Annotated in this window: 15 protein-coding genes and 1 pseudogene; 9 read left to right on the forward strand and 7 right to left on the reverse strand. The window is 70.7% G+C overall.

Annotated elements, in window-relative coordinates:
- Window positions 1-61: 61 nt before the first annotated feature.
- Window positions 62-355, forward strand: a complete 294-nt coding sequence (locus ACZ7CD_RS19565; protein ID WP_360393691.1) for a YiaA/YiaB family inner membrane protein — start codon at window positions 62-64, stop codon at window positions 353-355.
- Between the two features lie 67 nt (window positions 356-422).
- Window positions 423-590, forward strand: a pseudogene (locus ACZ7CD_RS19570) (5'-nucleotidase); the annotation flags it as partial.
- Window positions 591-693: 103 nt separating this feature from the next.
- Here the strand turns inward: ACZ7CD_RS19570 and ACZ7CD_RS19575 are convergent.
- Complete coding sequence (locus tag ACZ7CD_RS19575) at window positions 694-1,443, reverse strand: DUF2625 family protein (protein WP_470379420.1); 750 nt, start codon at window positions 1,441-1,443, stop codon at window positions 694-696.
- A gap of 24 nt (window positions 1,444-1,467) precedes the next feature.
- Window positions 1,468-6,933 carry an ATP-binding protein gene (locus ACZ7CD_RS19580; RefSeq protein ID WP_470370304.1) on the reverse strand — a complete coding sequence of 1,822 codons (5,466 nt, stop codon included), beginning with the start codon at window positions 6,931-6,933 and terminating at the stop codon, window positions 1,468-1,470.
- 326 nt (window positions 6,934-7,259) lie between these two features.
- Between ACZ7CD_RS19580 and ACZ7CD_RS19585 the strand changes: the two genes are divergently transcribed.
- Entirely contained in the window at window positions 7,260-7,709 is a 450-nt protein-coding gene (locus tag ACZ7CD_RS19585) for a DUF4383 domain-containing protein (RefSeq protein ID WP_458431638.1), read from the forward strand.
- On the opposite strand, the gene ACZ7CD_RS19590 is transcribed toward ACZ7CD_RS19585, so the two are convergent.
- The 5 genes from ACZ7CD_RS19590 to lnt form a co-directional block, all read right to left on the reverse strand.
- Complete coding sequence (locus ACZ7CD_RS19590) at window positions 7,706-8,182, reverse strand: TspO/MBR family protein (protein WP_458431637.1); 477 nt, start codon at window positions 8,180-8,182, stop codon at window positions 7,706-7,708. The genes ACZ7CD_RS19585 and ACZ7CD_RS19590 overlap by 4 nt on opposite strands.
- Window positions 8,182-8,475: a hypothetical protein gene (locus tag ACZ7CD_RS19595; RefSeq protein ID WP_360393676.1), complete on the reverse strand. Its 294-nt coding sequence runs from the start codon at window positions 8,473-8,475 to the stop codon at window positions 8,182-8,184. The genes ACZ7CD_RS19590 and ACZ7CD_RS19595 overlap by 1 nt, the downstream gene beginning before the upstream one ends.
- Before the next feature lie 10 nt (window positions 8,476-8,485).
- Complete coding sequence (locus ACZ7CD_RS19600; protein ID WP_470370303.1) at window positions 8,486-9,280, reverse strand: MerR family transcriptional regulator; 795 nt, start codon at window positions 9,278-9,280, stop codon at window positions 8,486-8,488.
- 113 nt (window positions 9,281-9,393) lie between these two features.
- Complete coding sequence (locus ACZ7CD_RS19605; RefSeq protein WP_470379421.1) at window positions 9,394-10,161, reverse strand: polyprenol monophosphomannose synthase; 768 nt, start codon at window positions 10,159-10,161, stop codon at window positions 9,394-9,396.
- Window positions 10,145-11,623, reverse strand: coding sequence for an apolipoprotein N-acyltransferase (gene lnt / locus ACZ7CD_RS19610; protein ID WP_458431635.1), 1,479 nt, complete (start codon window positions 11,621-11,623; stop codon window positions 10,145-10,147). The genes ACZ7CD_RS19605 and lnt overlap by 17 nt, the downstream gene beginning before the upstream one ends.
- Before the next feature lie 115 nt (window positions 11,624-11,738).
- Between lnt and ACZ7CD_RS19615 the strand changes: the two genes are divergently transcribed.
- From ACZ7CD_RS19615 to ACZ7CD_RS19640, 6 genes are all read left to right on the forward strand, one after another.
- Window positions 11,739-13,124, forward strand: coding sequence for a class I adenylate-forming enzyme family protein (locus tag ACZ7CD_RS19615; RefSeq protein ID WP_470373521.1), 1,386 nt, complete (start codon window positions 11,739-11,741; stop codon window positions 13,122-13,124).
- A gap of 29 nt (window positions 13,125-13,153) precedes the next feature.
- Entirely contained in the window at window positions 13,154-13,765 is a 612-nt protein-coding gene (locus ACZ7CD_RS19620) for a TetR/AcrR family transcriptional regulator (protein WP_360393661.1), read from the forward strand.
- Window positions 13,766-13,800: 35 nt separating this feature from the next.
- The gene (locus ACZ7CD_RS19625; protein ID WP_470379422.1) at window positions 13,801-13,995 is read left to right on the forward strand and encodes a PspC domain-containing protein; all 195 of its coding nucleotides are present in this window, start codon (window positions 13,801-13,803) and stop codon (window positions 13,993-13,995) included.
- Window positions 13,996-14,102: 107 nt separating this feature from the next.
- Window positions 14,103-14,657, forward strand: a complete 555-nt coding sequence (locus ACZ7CD_RS19630; RefSeq protein ID WP_360393655.1) for an EF-hand domain-containing protein — start codon at window positions 14,103-14,105, stop codon at window positions 14,655-14,657.
- A gap of 1 nt (window position 14,658) precedes the next feature.
- Window positions 14,659-15,375, forward strand: a complete 717-nt coding sequence (locus tag ACZ7CD_RS19635; RefSeq protein WP_360393652.1) for a GNAT family N-acetyltransferase — start codon at window positions 14,659-14,661, stop codon at window positions 15,373-15,375.
- A gap of 53 nt (window positions 15,376-15,428) precedes the next feature.
- Window positions 15,429-17,834 (forward strand): ATP-binding cassette domain-containing protein, encoded by a 2,406-nt coding sequence (locus tag ACZ7CD_RS19640; RefSeq protein ID WP_470379423.1) that lies wholly within the window; start codon window positions 15,429-15,431, stop codon window positions 17,832-17,834.
- Window positions 17,835-17,843 lie beyond the last annotated feature (9 nt).

Here is a 17,843-nt window from a genome sequence, read left to right on the forward strand (position 1 = left end):
CCCGCTCGGATGAGTAGCCGTACTCATGACAGGCCCGGTGTGACCCAGGACGCTGGACGGCATGACCACCAAGCCCGCCAGCACCCCCACCTCCGGCGCCTTCTACGTGCAGGCGGTCCTGTCCTTCGGCCTGTCGCTCACCGCCGTCGGCATCGGGGTCGTGTTCCTGCCGGTCGACGGCTGGGTGCGGGCGTTCCTGGGCATCGCGATGCTCTACACGGTCACGTCGGCGTTCACGCTGGCCAAGGTGATCCGGGACCGGCAGGAGGACACCTACATCGCGAGCCGCGTGGACCGGGCGCGGCTGGACAAGCTGCTGGCGGAGCACGACCCGTTCAAGCTGGACGCGGCCTGACCGCGCGCAGTGCCGGTGCCACCGAACGAGAAGAGCCCGGCCACAGCTCGGCAGCCGAGATGAGGTCACCAGGGCGGTCAGTCCGCACCACCCAGGCCCCCTGCACAACTTCATGGTCAACATCAACCGGATCCGGCTGCTGGAGGAAGAACGACGCGCGAAGGAGCCCGAGTACCGGGTCAGACTTCGCGTCGCGATCGTGACGGCGAGGAACGCCCCGGTCAGCACCTGGTGAGCTCGGTCCCGTGCGTGCACGTTCGTTCGGCATCCGGAACGCGCGAACCGAACCGGGAGGAAAGAGCTCAGCTGCGAAGTGGCCGGTCTCCGTCAACCGCGGGTTACTCCGCCACCTCGCCGAGCGGCCCCGGATCGGCGATGCCGAGCTGCCCGCACACGTCCGCGGCGAACGAGAGCAGCTCGCTCATCGGCACAGGTGACCGCGTGGCCCCGGCGACGTCGGTCGCGCCCTCCCCGGACCACAGCGGCGGGTACGCGGTGATGCCTTCGCGCAGCCCGAGCGCCGCCACGTCCGCCTCCCACCCCGGCCAGAACATGCCCTCGTAGTACCGCTCCACCCCACCGTCGAGCATCCACATCAGCCACGCGCCGTGTCCGCCGTCGAAGGTCTCCCACTCCAGCGTGTCCGGCGCGAAGTACACGACCTGCCCCGGCTCCCCCGGTCGACCGGACCGCTCGCAGTCCGCACCGTTCAACGCGAACACGCCACCCAGCACGTCGTGGGCGAGCACCAGCCCGCCGGCAGGCGCCCACGACGGGTCCACGGTCTCGGGAAACCCGTTGACCTCTCCGAGGCTCGGCAACGCACCGCCCGAGCCACCGTACACGCGCAACCACCCGTGGTGCAGCACCATCCCGCCGGTGTTCAGCACCACCGCGCCCAGCAACGACCGCACGGTCACCTGCAGCTGCAGCAACACAGCCCGGCAGGCACCCGGTTCCGGTGGCAGCACCGCACACGACGCGGGAACCGCCTCCGCCACCACCGGCCAGCCGGGGTCGTCCACCTCGGTCAGCTCCGCGATGTCCCGCACGACCACCCCCAGAACGCAGAAGAGCCCCGGCGACATCGCCGGGGCTCCTCCATCCAAGCACTAGCGGGCCAGACCGGCCTCCACGGCCTTGATGATCGCCGGCCGCAGCTCGGCAGCCGAGATGATCGCGTCCACGGACCCGACCTCCACCGCCCGCTGCACGCTGTGCACCCGGTCGAACTCCGCCGCCGTCTCGTTCAGCTTCTCGGTTCGCACCGACTGCCGCGTCGACGCCAGCTCGGCGGCCAGGGCCGCGCGTTCGGCACCGGAGGCCTCCGCGACCGCCGTCTCCAGCTTCTTCACCCGCGGGTCGTTGGCCGTGCGGCCGTCGACGTCACGGGCGAACACGACCGCGGCCGCCGGTGCGCCACCGATGACCGAGGCGTACGAGCCCTCGACGGCGAGCACGGTCATGGACGGGTTCAGGGCCTTCGAGAAGACCACGAACGCGCCGCCGTGGTAGCGGGAGATCACGCAGAACACGATCGGGCCGCGGAAGTTCACGATCGCGCGGCCGATCTCGGCGCCGTACTCCAGCTGCAGCAGGCGCATCGACTCGGGTGAGCCGTCGAAGCCGGACAGGTTCGCCAGCACCACCAGCGGGCGGTTGCCCGAGGCCGCGTTGATCGCGCGGGCCGCCTTCTTCGACGACTTCGGGAACAGCGTGCCCGCGGTGTAGGTGTCCGGGCCGTCGGTGGGCGGGAAACCGGCGCGGGCCACGCCGCGGGACTCGATGCCCAGCAGCGTCACCGGGATGCCGCCCAGGTGCACGTCCTGCACCACGGCGGTGTCCGCGTCGGCCATGCCCGCCCAGCGCTCCAGGACGACGTGGTCCTGGTCCGACAACGCGCGCATCACCGTGCGGATGTCGAACGGCTTCTTGCGGTCCGGGTTCGCCTCGGCCGAGAAGATCTCCCCGACCGTCGTGAACGGGCTGTCGCCCGCCACGTGCGGGTACGACGAGACGTCGCGCGCCACCGGGTCCGAAGTGGACACCCGGCGCGGGCCCGGCTCGCCCGGCACCACGTAGGTGTGCTCGTAGTGCGCCAGCAGCACGGCGAACGCCGCCCGCAGGTTCGGGGCCCAGTACTGCGCCTGGCCGTTCGGGCCCATGACGCGGTCGTAGCCGCCGATGCCGTAGTTGTCCTCCGCCGACACGCCGCCGGAGAAGTCCAGCGCCTGCTTGCCGGTCAGCACCATCGCCGAGTCCGGCGTCATGACCAGGATGCCCTTGGTGTGCATGAGCATCGTGGCCTCGGCGTTCCAGTACGGCTGGGCGCCGACGTTGATGCCGTTGACGACGATGTTGATCTCGCCGCCGTCCTGGGTGAACTCGACGATGCGCTTGAGCGCCGCCGCGACCCAGTCCATGTTCTCGACACCGGACGACATCGAGATCTTCGCGCCCGACGAGAGCGAGAACCACTCCAGCGGCACCGACAGCGACGACGCCAGGTCCAGGGCGTGGATCACCCGCGAGCACTCGGGTTCGGCGAGCGCGCCCAGCGACTTGGTCGGGTCGCCCAGCAGCACCACGCGCTTCATGCCCTCGGGGTAGGCCGGGGTCGGGGTGGTCACCACGCCGACGACGATGCCCGCCCTGTTGCCGCCGCGCGGGCGGTCGACCGGCACCAGCGCGCCGTCGACGAGGTCGTGCTCCACGAACGAACCGCCCTCGCCCGCGAGCATGTCGCACAGCTCGTACGGGTAGATCGTGCCGCGCGACTGGGCGCGCAGGACGTTCTGGCGGTAGTCGTCGAGCGGCTGGATCGCGTCGGTCGGCGGCTGCACGAACGAGAACCGCACGCCCGAGCCCGCGTCGGTGGCGATGCGGACGCCGATGTCGGTGAGCTCACCGGTCTCGCTGTCCTTGCGCCGCGCCAGGAACAGGACCTCCTCCAGGTCCAGGCCCGTGGTCGTGGGCAGCACGCGGGACGCGATCGCGTCCAGGTCCGCCGAGTGCAGGTCGGTCGGCGGCCACGCGTAGAGCACCACGCGGTTGGTCGCGAGGCGGGTGCGGCCACCGGCCTGCGCACGGGCCCGGCGGATGCCGTCCAGGCACGTCGCCAGCACGTCCTCGGCCGCGGGCAGCGCCACGATCCGGCCCTCGTCGTCGCGCAGCGGCGTCAGGTCGCGGACCTGGCCCAGCGCGACGAGGCGCTCGTCGGACTTGTTCGTCTTCGCCACCGCGCGGAACAGGTACACGTCCTCGTCCACCGACGGCAGGCGGGTGAGGTCGAACTCGCGCAGGCGTTCCAGCTGCATGCGTTCGGCGATGCGCGGGTGCAGCCCGCGCACCAGCCTCTCCTCCGCGAACCCGTTCGAGGACGGGCGGAACGTGAAGTGGTGGTGCATCGACTCACCGCGGCGGCCGGCCACGGTGGTGGTGATGCGGGTGATCGTCGGCGGCAGCTGGTGCGCGGCCACCGCGGCACCCAGACCGGCGGCCAGCTCGTCCTGTTCGGACGGACCGTCGGGCCAGTTGACGTAGAGGTCGGCCACGACCGGGTTGCCGTCGGCGTGCTTGACGATGTCGCCGATCGCGTCCACCAGCGACGAGAACTCGACGGCGGTGCTGACCAGGCGGGTCTGCTCCGGCTCGTTCTCGGCGAGGAAGAACGCGCCGTCCACGCGCGGGTTCTCCAGCGCCTTCTTGGTGTAGTAGCGGCGGGCCAGCACCTCCAGCAGCGGGGTGTTGTCCGCGCCGGGCTTGCCGATGCGCTGGCCGAGCAGGCGCACCAGCGGTTCGGCCGACGCGACCATCGCGGCGATCCGGTCCTCGCGGTCGGCGGCCTGCGGCTGCGCGTCGAGGTGGATCAGGTGCCTGCGGACCTCGGTGTGCACGCGGGCGCGGTTGCGGCGCACCAGCGGCTGCGCGAACCAGGTGAACACGACGCTGCGGGCGAGGTCGGCCACCTGCGGGTAGCGGACCTGGGTCGCGGCGACGATGTGCTCCAGAACCAGGCCGACCCGCACCCGCTCCGACTCGACCGGCGGCGCCTCCTCCACCCAGCGGCGCAGCAGGGTCGTCGCGACGGCGGCGTCGAACACACCCCGGCGCAGCGCGACGAAGATGCGGAACACCGCCTGCTCCAGCTCCGGCGTGCGGTCGAGCTCGGTGATGCCGTAGTGGCTCAGCACGTGCTGCAACCGCTCGCGGAACGTCGCCGGCAGCGCGGCGCGGTCGGCGTCGAGCGTCTTGAGGTAGGTGTGGAAGTGCTCGCGCGGCGAGTGGATGTGGTTCTCCGGCTTGGTCTCCTCGCCGGCCGGGCGGTTGCGCGACAGGTCGCACAGGTCGGCGAAGATGCTGAGCAGCTGCGCCTCCGCGACCAGTGGCCGCTCCGCCAGGTCCTCCCGCGCGCTCATGTAGCCCGCCAGCACCCGCTCGGTGTCCGCGGCGGTGGTGTCGAAGCCCAGCAGCAGGCTGCGCAGGTCGTCGAGGCCCCGTGCGGCGAGCTGCTCGGCCGGGACGCCGGTCTGCGGCGCGGGCATCTCCAGCTCGACCGCGGACTCCGGCTTCTGCACCTGCACGGCGCCCGCGTCGTCCTCGACCTCCTCCAGCTTGAGCAGCGCGCCACCGGCGGGCACCTGGGTGCCGACGACGACGTTCAGCTCCTTGAGCCGGGCGCGGAACGGCGCGCGCAGCACCGTCTCCATCTTCATCGCCTCGAGGACCAGCACCGGAGCGCCGGCCTCGACCTCGGCACCGACCTCCAGCGGCGTGGCGACGACCAGCGCGGGCATCGGCGAGCGCAGCACACCGCCCTCGTCGCGGGTGACGCGGTGGGTGACGCCGTCGACCTCGACCTGGTGCACCACACCGGACGTGCCGGTGACGACGCGGAACCGGGTGCCGTTGACGGTGATCTGGCCGACGTGGTGGTCGAAGCGCTCGACGTCGACGTCGGCGGACAGCACGACGTCGGAGTCGGCCGCGGACACGCCGACGCGGTACCTGGTGGCGCCGGCGCGGGCCACGGTCACGACGTAGGGCTGACCGCGCAGCACGAACTCCAGCTTGCGCGCGCCCTCGTGGTTGGTGCGCGGCTGGCCGCCGTGCGCGGAGGCGAGCAGCTCGGTGCGGTTGATCTGCTCCTCGTCCTCGTACACCTCGATGGCCGCGGCGGCCAGCGCGATGGCGGAGTGGCGGTGCGAGATCAGGCCGCCCTCGGAGCGGACCCGGTCGATCCACGACGTGTCGGCGGAGCCGTCGACCACGGCGGGCTCGTCGAGCAGGTCGAGCACGAAGCTCTTGTTGGTCGTGCCGCCCTCGATGATGACCGTGGTCTCGGCCATGGCGCGGCGCAGCTTGCCGAGCGCCTCGTCGCGGTCGCGGCCGTACGCGATGATCTTCGCGATCATCGAGTCGAAGTCGGCGGGGATCTGCGAGCCCTCGGCGACACCGGTGTCCACGCGGATGCCGGGGCCGGCGGGCAGTTCGAGGCGGACGATCCGGCCGGGGCACGGCGCGAAGTCGCGGTCGGGGTCCTCGGCGTTGAGGCGGGCCTCGACGGCGTGGCCGAGCTCGGCGGGCTTGGCGCCTTCGAGCCTGCCGCCGCCCGCCACGTGCAGCTGGGCCTTGACCAGGTCGAAGCCCGTGGTGATCTCGGTGATCGGGTGCTCGACCTGCAGGCGGGTGTTGACCTCCAGGAACGCGAAGAGCTTCTCACCGGGGTGGTAGAGGAACTCGACGGTGCACGCGCCGCGGTAGCCGACGGCGTTCGCGAGCCGCTCGGCCGAGGCCTTGAGCTCGTCGACCTGCTCCGGAGCGAGCACGCAGGAGGCCGACTCCTCGATGATCTTCTGGTTGCGCCGCTGCACCGAGCAGTCGCGGACGCCCAGCGCCCACGCCGTGCCCTGGCCGTCGGCGATGACCTGCACCTCGACGTGCCGGGCGCCGGTGACCAGGCGCTCCAGGAACATCACGCCGGAGCCGAACGCACGTTCGGCCTCCATGCTGGTGCGGTCGAAGTTCTCCTCCAGCTCCTCCGGCGAGGTGATCTTGCGGATGCCGCGGCCACCACCACCCGCGGTCGCCTTCAGCATCAGCGGGTAGGTGACCTCCTCGGCCACCTTCAGGGCGTGTTCGAGGTTCTCGACGGCACCGCGCGACCACGGTGCGACCGGGACCCCGACCTCCTCGGCGATCAGCTTGGAGCCGATCTTGTCGCCCAGCTTGCGCATGGCATCGGCCGACGGACCGACGAAGGTGACCCCGACCTTCTCGCACAGCTCGGCGAACTCGGGGATCTCGGCGACGAAGCCCCAGCCGACCCACGCGGCATCGGCCCCGGTCTCGACGAGCGCCTTCTCCAGCACCCCGAGGTCGAGGTACGGACGATCGGCCGCCAGGCCGAGGTTGTGGGCGAGGTCGGCTTCCCTCACGAAGGGCGCCGACTTGTCGACATCGGTGTACAGGGCAACGGTCTCGATCCGTTCCCCTGACTCGGCGGCGAGCTCACGGACGGCGTGGATCAGCCGCATAGCGGCTTCCCCGCGGTTGACGATCGCTACACGACTGAACAACGACTTCTCTCCTCGCGGACAGACAACCTCAGCGGCAGTCGCCGCCCAATCGATGTACACACTCTCGTCTACTACCCGGTAACAAAACCGCTGGAGCGAAGCGAGTTGAGCAGCGTGCTTTGTATGAAACCAACAAGGCACCAGGTCCTCAGCACAGCTTCACTTGAGCCCCGTGTCTCAATTCACGACCGCGCCCGCCAGCGGCGGCGTGATGACGGTCACAGTCCGCGGTGGAGTGATCGCCCAGGAGCCACCCGGCGCTCCGCACCTGTGGGGACGGAGGTGCCGCACGAGTTCGTTCCGGCGGTGGCGGGGTAGTCAGGCACATGAAACCTGTGCAAACGGCAGCCAGGGTCGTCGGCGGGGCGTTCCTGCTCGTCGGCGTCCTCGGGTTCATCCCCGGCATCACCAGCCACTACGACCAGCTGACCTTCGCCGGCCACCACTCGGGCGCGCTCCTGTTCGGGCTGTTCGCCGTGTCCGTGCTGCACAACCTGGTGCACCTGGCGTTCGGGATCATCGGCCTGCTGATGGCGAGGACGGCGGGTGCCGCCCGGTTGTTCCTGGTGGTCGGCGGCGGGATCTACGTCCTGCTGTGGGTCTACGGCTCCGCGGTCGGCGAGCAGACCCGCGCGAACGTCCTGCCCGTCAACACCGCCGACAACTGGCTGCACCTCGGCCTCGGTGCCGCGATGGTCCTGCTGGCCATCGGTCTCACCATCGGGGAACGGGCCCGCGGCGACCACACCTCCGCGGGCCACACACCCACCAGCTAGTTCGCGACGGCGATGGCGATGTTCAGGGCCGCCGCGAAGCTGACCCACGCCAGGTAGGGCACCAGCAGCAGCGCGGCGGCCCTGCTGCGCGACCAGAACACGACGACGAGAGCGGCGATCGACAGCCACAGCAGCGCGATCTCCACCACCGCCACCGCGTACCAGCCGAGCGCGAAGAACAACGGCGTCCACAGCGCGTTCAGCACCAGCTGCACGCCGAACAGGGTCAGCTCGCCGCGACCGGCACCGGCGCGCCACGCCAGCCAGCCCGACAGCGCGATCAGCCCGTAGAGCACCGTCCACACCGGACCGAAGAGCCACGGCGGCGGCGCCCACGACGGCCGTTGCAGGGCCTGGTAGTCCGCTCCCGCCGACACGGAGAACAGCGAGCCGACGACGGCGGTCACCACGACCGCGGCGACGAACACGAGCAGCACGCGCACGGGGTGGTGGCGCACGGGCAGAGCGGTCATCAACAACTCCCCACAGGCAGGGCGCGGACGATGGCGAGCACGGTCGCGCGGCTCGGGGCCGCCCGTTCCGCGGCGCCGAGCAGCGACACCTCGTCGGCCAGCACCGCGCGCCGGATCTCGGCGCCCTTGCCGGGTACCTCCCGCAGCAGCGCCTCAACCAGCCGCGACCGCAGGGCCCGCCCGGCTTCGTCGTCGGAGGGCAACGCGCGCCAGTGGGCGCGCACGACCCGTTCGGCGACGGCCTCGTCACCCGCCGCCCACAGCAGACGGATCATGCGATCGGCGAGGCTCACGCCGACCAGACTAGATTCGATTCAAAATCGTTTCAACCGCGGCGGCCAGCGTGTCGACCCGCTGAACGCCCGGCGGAAGCGTCATCGAGGCCCACCCCGGCCCGCCGACCAGCACCGGCACCGCCGAGAGCTCGGCCAGGGGCACCTGCTCGGCATACACCCGATCGTGTGCCCACACGAAGACGACCCGCGGCTTCAGCACCTCCACCGCGCTCGTCAACGCGTCCCCCGGCACCCGCGCCCCCAGGTTGCGCGCCGCGTGCCCGTGCTCCGCGAGCGCCGCCGCCAGCACGTCCAGCGGCAGGCTGTGCTGCTCGTCCGGCGCGCACGCCAGCAGGGCCGACGGCGCACCGGCGACCGCGGACGCCCGCAGCACGTCACCGATGCTCGCGCTCGCGAAGTGCTCGACCTCGACCCCCGACGCCGAAGCCGTGACCCGCTCCCCCAGCTCCACCAGGAACGGCGCCAGCACCACGTCCCACGCGTGCACCACGCCGTGCCGGGCGATGAGGTCGACCGCGACGCGGCGCATCTCCACGGCGTCGAGCCTGGTCGCGGCACCCTCGAAGTCCAGGTCGTCCGACGTCGCCGGCACCACGGTCGCCGCGGCAGAGGCCGGCGCGACACCGGACGTGGTCAGCTCGACCATCCGCCGCAGCCGTGCCACGTCGTTCTCGCTGTACCGGCGGTGCTTGCCCTCCGCCCGTGTGCTCGGACCGAGCCCGTACCGGCGGTCCCAGGTGCGCAGGGTCGTCGGCGAGACGCCGAGCATCCGGGCCACCGCGCCCGCACTCCACTCCACCACTCACCCCACGTCCCGTCGCATCGGTTCTGAATCGTATCGCCCCGGACACGAAAACGGCCCCCGGCGCGACGCCGGGGGCCGTCGGGGTCCCGTCCACTCCGGACGGGCCCGCCTCACTTCTTCTTGCCGCCGAACAGCTCCTTGAGCTGGTTGCCGCGCCGCCGCAGCCCCCACTTGGTCACCCTGATGAGCGCTTCGCGGACGATGTTGCCGCTCATCTTCGACTCGCCGTACTCGCGCTCGCGGAACGTGATCGGCACCTCGCGCACGCGGAAGCCGAGCTCGATCGTGCGCCAGAGCAGGTCGATCTGGAAGCAGTAGCCGGCCGAGGCGACCGAGGCCAGGTTCAGCTTGCACAGCGTGTCCGCGCGGAAGGCGCGGAACCCGCCGGTCATGTCGCGGATGTTCGCCCCCAGCGCGATGCGCGAGTAGAGCGAACCGCCGCGGGAGAGCACCTCGCGCTGCACGGGCCAGTTGACGACCTCGCCACCGGGCACCCAGCGCGAGCCGATCACCAGGTCGGCCTGCGGCAGCGCGTCCAGCAGCCGGTGCAGCTGTTCGGGGGCGTGCGAGCCGTCGGCGTCCATCTCGCACACGACGCCGTACTCGCGGTCGAGCGCCCACTGGAAACCCGCGACGTAGGCGGCGCCGAGGCCGGCCTTCTCCGTGCGGTGCATGACGTGGACGCGCTGGTCAGCGGCCGCCATCTCGTCGGCGAGCTGGCCGGTGCCATCGGGGCTGCCGTCGTCGACCACCAGGACGTGCACGTCGGGCAGTGCCGCGTGCAGCCTCTTGACGATCTTTCCGATGTTGTCCCGCTCGTTGTAGGTCGGGATCACCACCAGCACCTGCCCGAGTTCCTGGTCAGGCTGCTGCGCCATTCGAGTCCTTCCGTCGTCGTGTGAAGCCCAGCGCCAACGCGACAAGGCCCGCAGCGGTCAACACCCACGCGGGCCAGGCTCCAAGCCAGGTCGCCAGCGTAGTCTGTGACCGCAGGGGCAGTTCCGCCACCAGTGCGCCGGGCACGAAAAGGCCGGTCTTCTGCGTGACCGAGCCGTCAGGCCGCACGATCGCGCTGACCCCCGAGGTAGCGGCCACCACCACGGCCCGGCCGTGCTCCACGGCACGCACCCGTGACATGGAAAGCTGCTGGTAGGTCATCTCCGTGCGACCGAACGTGGCGTTGTTCGTCGGGATCGCGATGATCGTCGCGCCCGCCGTCACGGAGTCGCGGACAACTGAGTCGAACGCCACTTCGTAACATGTGTCAAGTGCGACCCGCGCGGGCCCCATCCGGAAGCCCTCGGGGTCGGTGCCCGGCTGGAAGACGCCCGCCCGGTCCACATCGGACGAGAACAGCCGGAAGAACGACCGCATCGGCATCGTCTCGCCGAACGGCTGCAGCTTGCGCTTGGTGTAGGTGTCCGTGGCGCCCTTCTCCGGGTCCCACAGCACCACCTGGTTGCGCGGCAGCCCGTCGCCCCGGTCGACCACGACGGCCCCGACCGCGATCGGCGCCTTGATCGCCTTCGCCGCGCTGTCGATCGCCGCCTTGGCGTCGGCGTTGCGGAACGGGTCGATGTCGGAGGAGTTCTCCGGCCAGATGACGACGTCGGGCTGCTTCACCCGGCCGGCGGCCACGTCGTCGGCCAGCTCGACCGTCTTCTTGACGTGGTTGTCGAGCACGGCCCGGCGCTGCGCGTTGAAGTCCAGCCCCGCACGCGGCACGTTGCCCTGGACCGCGGCGACCGTGACGGTGCCCGCGGAGGCGTCCACCCCGACCGGCACGCCGAACCCGGCCACCAGCGGCACCACGAGCAGCGGCAGGCCCAGCTTCCAGTTCCTGGTCAGCCAGAACAGCCCGAACCCGGTCAGCACCACCGCGAACGACACCAGCGGCGCGCCCCCGAGCGCGGCCAGCGGCAGGAACCAGCCCTCCGGCTGCCCGAACGCGATCTTGCCCCAGGTGAAGCCGCCGAACGGGAACACCTCGCGCAGCGCCTCGTCCGCCGCCCACAGGAACGCCGCCCACAGCGGCCAGGCGGGCAGCCGGGAGGTGAACGCCATCGCGGTCGTGCCGATCGAGATCATCAGCGCGCACGCGAACGCCAGCGGCAGCCACGCGACCAGCCCGACGAACTCCCCGGTCCACCGCAGCAACGGCACCATGAACCCGAGACCGAACAACAGGCCGTATCCGAACCCAGCGCGCGCACGACGGCCGTAGAGCACGTACGCGAGCACGGCGAACCCGACCGGCGCCAGGAACCACAGCGGCCGCGGCGGGAAGCTCAGGTAGACCAGCACGCCACCGGCGACGGCGAGGAGCACGCGCAGCAGCACGGGCCCGCTGAACCGCTTGCGACGGGCGGGCTTTTCCGGCGATTCTGGCGAATCGGGCGCCATCGGGGGTGCTACCACCCGTTCAGCCTACGAGGAGCCGGAGTAGACAGGGTCCATGACCTACGTCGACCTCGTCCTCAACCGCCTCGCGACCGGGCAGGAACGGGAGGCGGTGATCGGCGGCGACACCCGCCTGACCCGCGGCCAGGCCCGTGACCTGGTGTTCCGACTGGCCGACGGGCTGGCCCGGCGCGGGATCGGCCGGGGTGACGGCGTGGCGGTGTTCATCGGCAACACCCCGGAGGCGCTGCTGCTCACCGTGGCCGTGCACCTGCTGGGCGCTCGGCTCGTGTACGTGCCACCGGAGCCGGGTCAGCGCGAGCTGGCGGCGTTGATCGAGAAGGCGGAGGTCGCGGCGGTCGTCGTGGACCCCGGCTTCAGCACCCGCCTCACCGGCTGGGACCTCGCGGAGCTGCCCGGCGACCCGGTCGAGCGAACCCCGGCGCCGGACTTCACCACGGTCAGCTACACCGGCGGCACCACCGGTCTGCCCAAGCTCGCCGTCCACGGCCCGCGCTCGACGAGCCGCTGGGAGGCGCTGGGCCACACGCCGTCGCTCACCATGCTGTGCAGCACGCTCATCACGCACGGCAGCGGTGCCGGCGCCTCGGTCGGGGCCCTGGTCACCGGCTCGAAGCTCGTGCTCGGCCCCTCGGTGTTCGACGCGGACGCGTTCGTGCGGCTCGCCCGCGACGAGCAGGTCAACGCGACGTTCTTCGTGCCGCCCATGATGTACGAGGTGCTGGACCACCCGGACTGCCCGGGACCGCAGTTCCTCAGCATCGGCCTCGGCGGTTCCCCGCTCGCACCGGAACGCCTCCGGCAGGCGGTCGAGCGCTGGGGTCCGGTGGTGTACCAGGGCTACGGCATGACCGAGGCCATGGCGATCGCGTTCATGCCCGCGACGGCCGTCGACCTCGCGAAGCCGCACACGCTGCGCACCGTCGGCAAGCCCAACCCGGACATGGAGGTCGAGGTGCGCGACGGCGACGTGTGGGTGCGCGGCCCGCACGTCATGCGCGGCTACTGGGGCGAGCCGCCGCTGAGCGAGACCAGCGACGGCTGGCTGAACACCGGCGACGTGGGCCACTTCGACGAGGACGGCTACCTCTACCTCGACGACCGCAGCAAGGACGTGATCGTCACCGGCCGCACCTCCGACAACGTCTACTCGCGGCTGCTCGACGACTTCCTCGTGACGCTGCCCGGCGTCCGGCAGGCCGCGGCGGTGGCGGCACCGGACGAGAGGTGGGGCGAGGCGGTGCACCTGTTCGTCGTGGTGGAGGACGGCCACGAGCTCGACCTCCACGAGGTGGAGCAGGCCGTTGTCGCCGAACTGGGCGATCTCTATGCACCACGTGGCGTCACGGTCGTACCCCGTCTGCCGCTGACGCAGGTGGGAAAGGTCGACAAGCGCCGGCTGCGCGCGTTGCTTCGGTAAGGTCTCGAAGCAAGTCATGGAGGTGACGGATGCCCCGTCCAAGCGTGGAAGCCGAACGCAAGGCGCAGATCCTCGCGTCCACCTGCAAGGTGATCGCCGCCGAGGGCTTCCGCCACCTCCGGGTGTCCGACGTGGCCAGAGACGCCGGCGTGTCCGGCGGCACGGTCCACTACTACTTCGAGACCAAGCGCGAGCTCACCGACGCCGCGTTCGAGCACTGCTTCGAGCAGTCGCTCAAGCGCCGCCGCTGGATCCTCGAGTCCGACGAGCCGCCGTTGTCGCGGCTGCGCATGGTCGTCGAGTCCTACCTGCCGCAGGGCGCGGAGACGGTCGAGGCGTGGAAGATCTGGGCCGAGCTGTGGGTCGAGGCGATCCGCAGCCCCGAGCTGCAGGAGCTCAACGAGCGCTTCTACGGCGAGTGGCGTGAGATCGTCGCGAGCATCTTCCGCGACGGCCAGGACACCGGGGAGATCCGGACCGGTGACGACCCGGTGGAGCTGGCGAACATGCTGGTCAGCATGCTCGACGGGCTGGCGCTGCAGGTGCTCGCCGGGTCCAGGTCCATGACCGTCGACACCATGCGCGCCACGTGCCTGAGGTTCGTCGACCAGTTGTCAGGGGTATCCCAGGGCTGTCCCTGATGCAACGAACGGACCGGCGGGAGCATTGTGGAGCTATGACCACGACAGTTGCTTTGAGCAGGCCCAGGACCAACCGGATGATCGCAGGTGTGTGCGCGGGGCTCGCCCAGCGGTGGGGCATGAAGGCGAGCACGGTGCGCCTTCTGTTCGTGCTGTCGTGCCTCCTGCCCGGACCTCAGTTCGTCGTCTACCTCGTGCTCTGGGTGATCATGCCCAGCCGCAGCTATTGATCGACGCCCTCGTCAGACCCACGCGCAGCAGCACGGCGCGTGGGTCGCGTCGTGCGTGAAAGAGCAGGTGGTGGAGGGCGTGTTCGAAATGCGGTAGAAGGATGCCCATGGAGATCACCGCCTTCCTGGACCGCAAGCTGGCCCGTCGGTTCCGCACCTACGACGCCGACGGCGACGGGTTCATCGGGTGCGATGACTTCACCACCGCGGGACTGCGCACCACGAGGGCGTTCGGCCTGGGTGACGACGAGCCGAGGGCGGTGCGGTTCCGCGCGACGCTGACCGGGTTGTGGCAGCAGCTCTCGCTGGCCGCTGACACCGACCGCGACGGCCGGATCAGCGTGGACGAGTACAAGAAGGCGTTCGCGGACGGCCTGCTGGAGACACCGGAGTCGTTCGACGAGGGGTACGTGCCGTTCCTGGACGCGGTCATGGCGATCGCCGACGGGGACGGCGACGGCAAGCTCACCGTCGACGAGCACGTGAAGTGGACCGGCGCGTTGATGAACCTCTCCGAGGCCGATGCCCGGATGATCCACGACCTGCTCTCCGACGACGACGGCCTGCTGTGCACGCACGCGCTGCTGGCGGCCATCCGGGAGTTCTACTTCTCCGAGGACCCCGCGGCGGCCGGCAACTGGCTGCTGGGGTCGTTGGACTGACGTGCTGCTCAAGACGCTGCAGGAGTACGCGGCACGGGCTCAGCCGGCCGCGCACGTCGAAGAGGCCGGTGGCTGGTGGCTGCGCCATTCCCCCGACGACGCCTGGTGGGTGAGCGCGGTCCTGCCGCACGACCGCGAGGACCGGGTCGAGGTCGCCGAGGAGTTCTGCGCGGGCCGCGGTGCCCCGGTGCGGTTCCAGATCACGCCGGGCGTGTGCGCCGACGACCTGGACGCCCGGCTGGCCGGCCGCGGGTACGCGCGGGGTCACGACATGTCGTTGCAGATCGCGTCGACCGCCGACGTGCTCCGCCAGGCGCACGCGGACGCCGGTGCGGTGACGACCCGGCCGGACGACGGCTGGCTCGCGGCGTGGCACGAGGTGACGACACGCGACGTCGAAGCCGAACGCGAGCTGCTCAGCCGTGTGGAGGCACCGAGCGCGTACGCCTACGCGGAGGTCGACGACGAGGTGGTCGCCGTGGGGCGTGTGGTGGCCGACAACGGGTGGGCCGGCGTGTTCGGCATGGCGACGCTTCCGCACGCACGGGGCCAAGGCGCGGCACGGTCCGTGCTCGCCGCGCTGGCGTCATGGGCGGCCGCACGCGAGTCGAACCACATGTACCTGCAGATGGAAAAGGCCAACAAGTCGGCGTTCCGGCTCTACGAGCGGTCGGGGTTCCGCGAGCTGTGCACCTACCACTACCGCTGCCGCGAGTGATCAGTCAGGAATCGAGAAGCGCGGGACGGGGGTCTGCGAGTTAGCTTGTCGCCATGACCTCCAGGAGAGCGGCCGCCACCAACGCGCACGAGGCCGACACCCACGACATGATCCGCGTGCGGGGCGCGCGGGTGAACAACCTGAAGGACGTCGACGTCGAGATCCCCAAGCGGCGGCTGACGGTCTTCACCGGCGTGTCCGGTTCGGGCAAGAGCTCGCTCGTGTTCGGCACGATCGCCGCGGAGTCGCAGCGGCTGATCAACGAGACCTACAGCGCGTTCATCCAGGGGTTCATGCCGACCCTGCCGCGGCCGGAGGTGTACCTCCTGGAGGGGATCACCACCGCGATCCTGGTGGACCAGCAGCGGATGGGCGCCGACCCGCGTTCCACAGTGGGCACCGCGACCGACGTCAACGCCATGCTGCGCATCCTGTTCAGCCGCCTGGGCGCACCGCACGTCGGCGGCCCGCAGGCGTTCTCGTTCAACGTCGCGTCGATCAGCGGCGCGGGCGCGGTGACGATCGAGAAGGCAGGCCAGAAGGTCAAGGAGCGCCGCGAGTTCTCCATCACCGGCGGCATGTGCCCGCGCTGTGAGGGCCGCGGTCAGGTCTCCGACATCGACCTGACCGAGGTCTACGACTCGTCGAAGTCGATCCTCGAGGGCGCGATCAAGGTGCCCGGCTACAACGTCGACAACCAGTGGACGGTGCAGACGTTCACGCAGTCCGGGTTCATCGACCCGGCGAAGCCGATTGCCGAGTACAGCAAGAAGGAGCTGCACGACTTCCTCTACCGGGAACCGGTCAAGATCAAGGTCAACGGCATCAACCTGACCTACGAGGGCCTGGTCCCGAAGCTGCAGAAGTCCATGCTGTCGAAGGACCGCGAGGCGCTGCAGCCGCACATCCGGGCGTTCGTGGACCGTGCGGCGACGTTCGGCACCTGCCCCGACTGCGGCGGCACCCGGCTCACCGAGGCCGCGCGGTCGTCGAAGATCAGGGGTGTGTCCATCGCGGACCTGTGCGACATGCAGATCAGCGACCTGGCCGACTGGATGCGCGGGCTGGAGGACAGGTCCGTGGCGCCGCTGGTCGAGAAGCTGGTGCACACGCTCGACTCGTTCGTCGAGATCGGACTGGGCTACCTCTCGCTCAACCGCCCCGCCGGCACCCTGTCCGGCGGTGAGGCGCAGCGCGTGAAGATGATCCGGCACCTCGGGTCCGCGCTGACCGACGTGACCTACGTGTTCGACGAGCCGACGATCGGCCTGCACCCGCACGACATCCAGCGGATGAACAACCTGCTGCTGCGGTTGCGCGACAAGGGCAACACCGTGCTCGTGGTCGAGCACAAGCCGGAGACCATCGCGATCGCCGACCACGTCGTCGACATCGGTCCCGGCGCCGGCCGCGACGGCGGCACGATCTGCTTCGAGGGCACGCTGGAGGGGTTGCGCGCCAGCGGCACCGTGACCGGACGGCACCTCGACGACCGGGCGGAGCTCAAGCCGTCGGTGCGCAAGGCGTCCGGGACGCTGTCCATCCGCGGCGCGTCGAAGAACAACCTGCGCGACGTGTCGGTCGACATCCCGCTCGGCGTGCTGGCCGTCGTGACCGGTGTGGCGGGGTCGGGCAAGTCGTCGCTCATCCACCAGTCGATGCCGAAGGACTCCGGCGCGATCGTGGTGGACCAGACCCCGATCAAGGGTTCGCGCCGGTCGAACCCGGCCACCTACACCGGGCTGCTGGAGCCGATCCGCAAGGCGTTCGCCAAGGCCAACGGCGTGAAGCCGGCGTTGTTCAGCGCGAACTCCGAGGGCGCGTGCCCGAACTGCAACGGCGCCGGTGTGGTGTTCACCGACCTGGGCATCATGGCCACGATCGAGTCGCCGTGCGACGTGTGTGAGGGCAAGCGGTTCGACCAGGCGGTGCTGGAGTTCAAGTTCGGCGGCAAGGACATCTCCGAGGTGCTGGCGATGCCGGTCGCGGAGGCGGTGGAGTTCTTCGGCTCCGGTGAGGCCCGCACGCCCGCCGCGCACGCGATCCTGGACCGGCTGAACGACGTGGGCCTGGGCTACCTGTCGCTGGGCCAGCCGCTGACCACGCTGTCCGGCGGTGAGCGCCAGCGCCTCAAGCTCGCCACGCACATGGCCGACAAGGGCGGCGTCTACGTGCTGGACGAGCCGACCACCGGCCTGCACCTGGCGGACGTCGAACAGCTGCTGGGCCTGCTGGACCGGCTCGTCGACTCCGGCAAGTCGGTCATCGTGATCGAGCACCACCAGGCCGTGATGGCGCACGCCGACTGGATCATCGACCTGGGGCCCGGCGCCGGCCACGACGGCGGCAAGGTCGTGTTCGAGGGCACTCCCGCGGACCTGGTGGCCGGCCGCTCGACGCTGACCGGCGAGCACCTGGCCGACTACGTGGGGGCCCCGGCGCGCGTCAAGAAGCGCTGAGCGGGTAAA

This window comes from Lentzea sp. NPDC036949, from assembly GCF_055608075.1.

Excerpts from the sequence above, each read along its gene's own strand:
- ACZ7CD_RS19625 (WP_470379422.1), top strand. The coding sequence starts at position 13,801 with ATGACCACGACAGTTGCTTTGAGCAGGCCCAGGACCAACCGGATGATC.
- ACZ7CD_RS19585 (WP_458431638.1), top strand. The coding sequence starts at position 7,260 with ATGAAACCTGTGCAAACGGCAGCCAGGGTCGTCGGCGGGGCGTTCCTG.
- ACZ7CD_RS19575 (WP_470379420.1), bottom strand. The coding sequence starts at position 1,443 with ATGTCGCCGGGGCTCTTCTGCGTTCTGGGGGTGGTCGTGCGGGACATC.
- ACZ7CD_RS19615 (WP_470373521.1), top strand. The coding sequence starts at position 11,739 with ATGACCTACGTCGACCTCGTCCTCAACCGCCTCGCGACCGGGCAGGAA.
- ACZ7CD_RS19620 (WP_360393661.1), top strand. The coding sequence starts at position 13,154 with ATGCCCCGTCCAAGCGTGGAAGCCGAACGCAAGGCGCAGATCCTCGCG.
- ACZ7CD_RS19590 (WP_458431637.1), bottom strand. The coding sequence starts at position 8,182 with ATGACCGCTCTGCCCGTGCGCCACCACCCCGTGCGCGTGCTGCTCGTG.
- ACZ7CD_RS19630 (WP_360393655.1), top strand. The coding sequence starts at position 14,103 with ATGGAGATCACCGCCTTCCTGGACCGCAAGCTGGCCCGTCGGTTCCGC.
- ACZ7CD_RS19565 (WP_360393691.1), top strand. The coding sequence starts at position 62 with ATGACCACCAAGCCCGCCAGCACCCCCACCTCCGGCGCCTTCTACGTG.
- ACZ7CD_RS19640 (WP_470379423.1), top strand. The coding sequence starts at position 15,429 with ATGACCTCCAGGAGAGCGGCCGCCACCAACGCGCACGAGGCCGACACC.
- ACZ7CD_RS19605 (WP_470379421.1), bottom strand. The coding sequence starts at position 10,161 with ATGGCGCAGCAGCCTGACCAGGAACTCGGGCAGGTGCTGGTGGTGATC.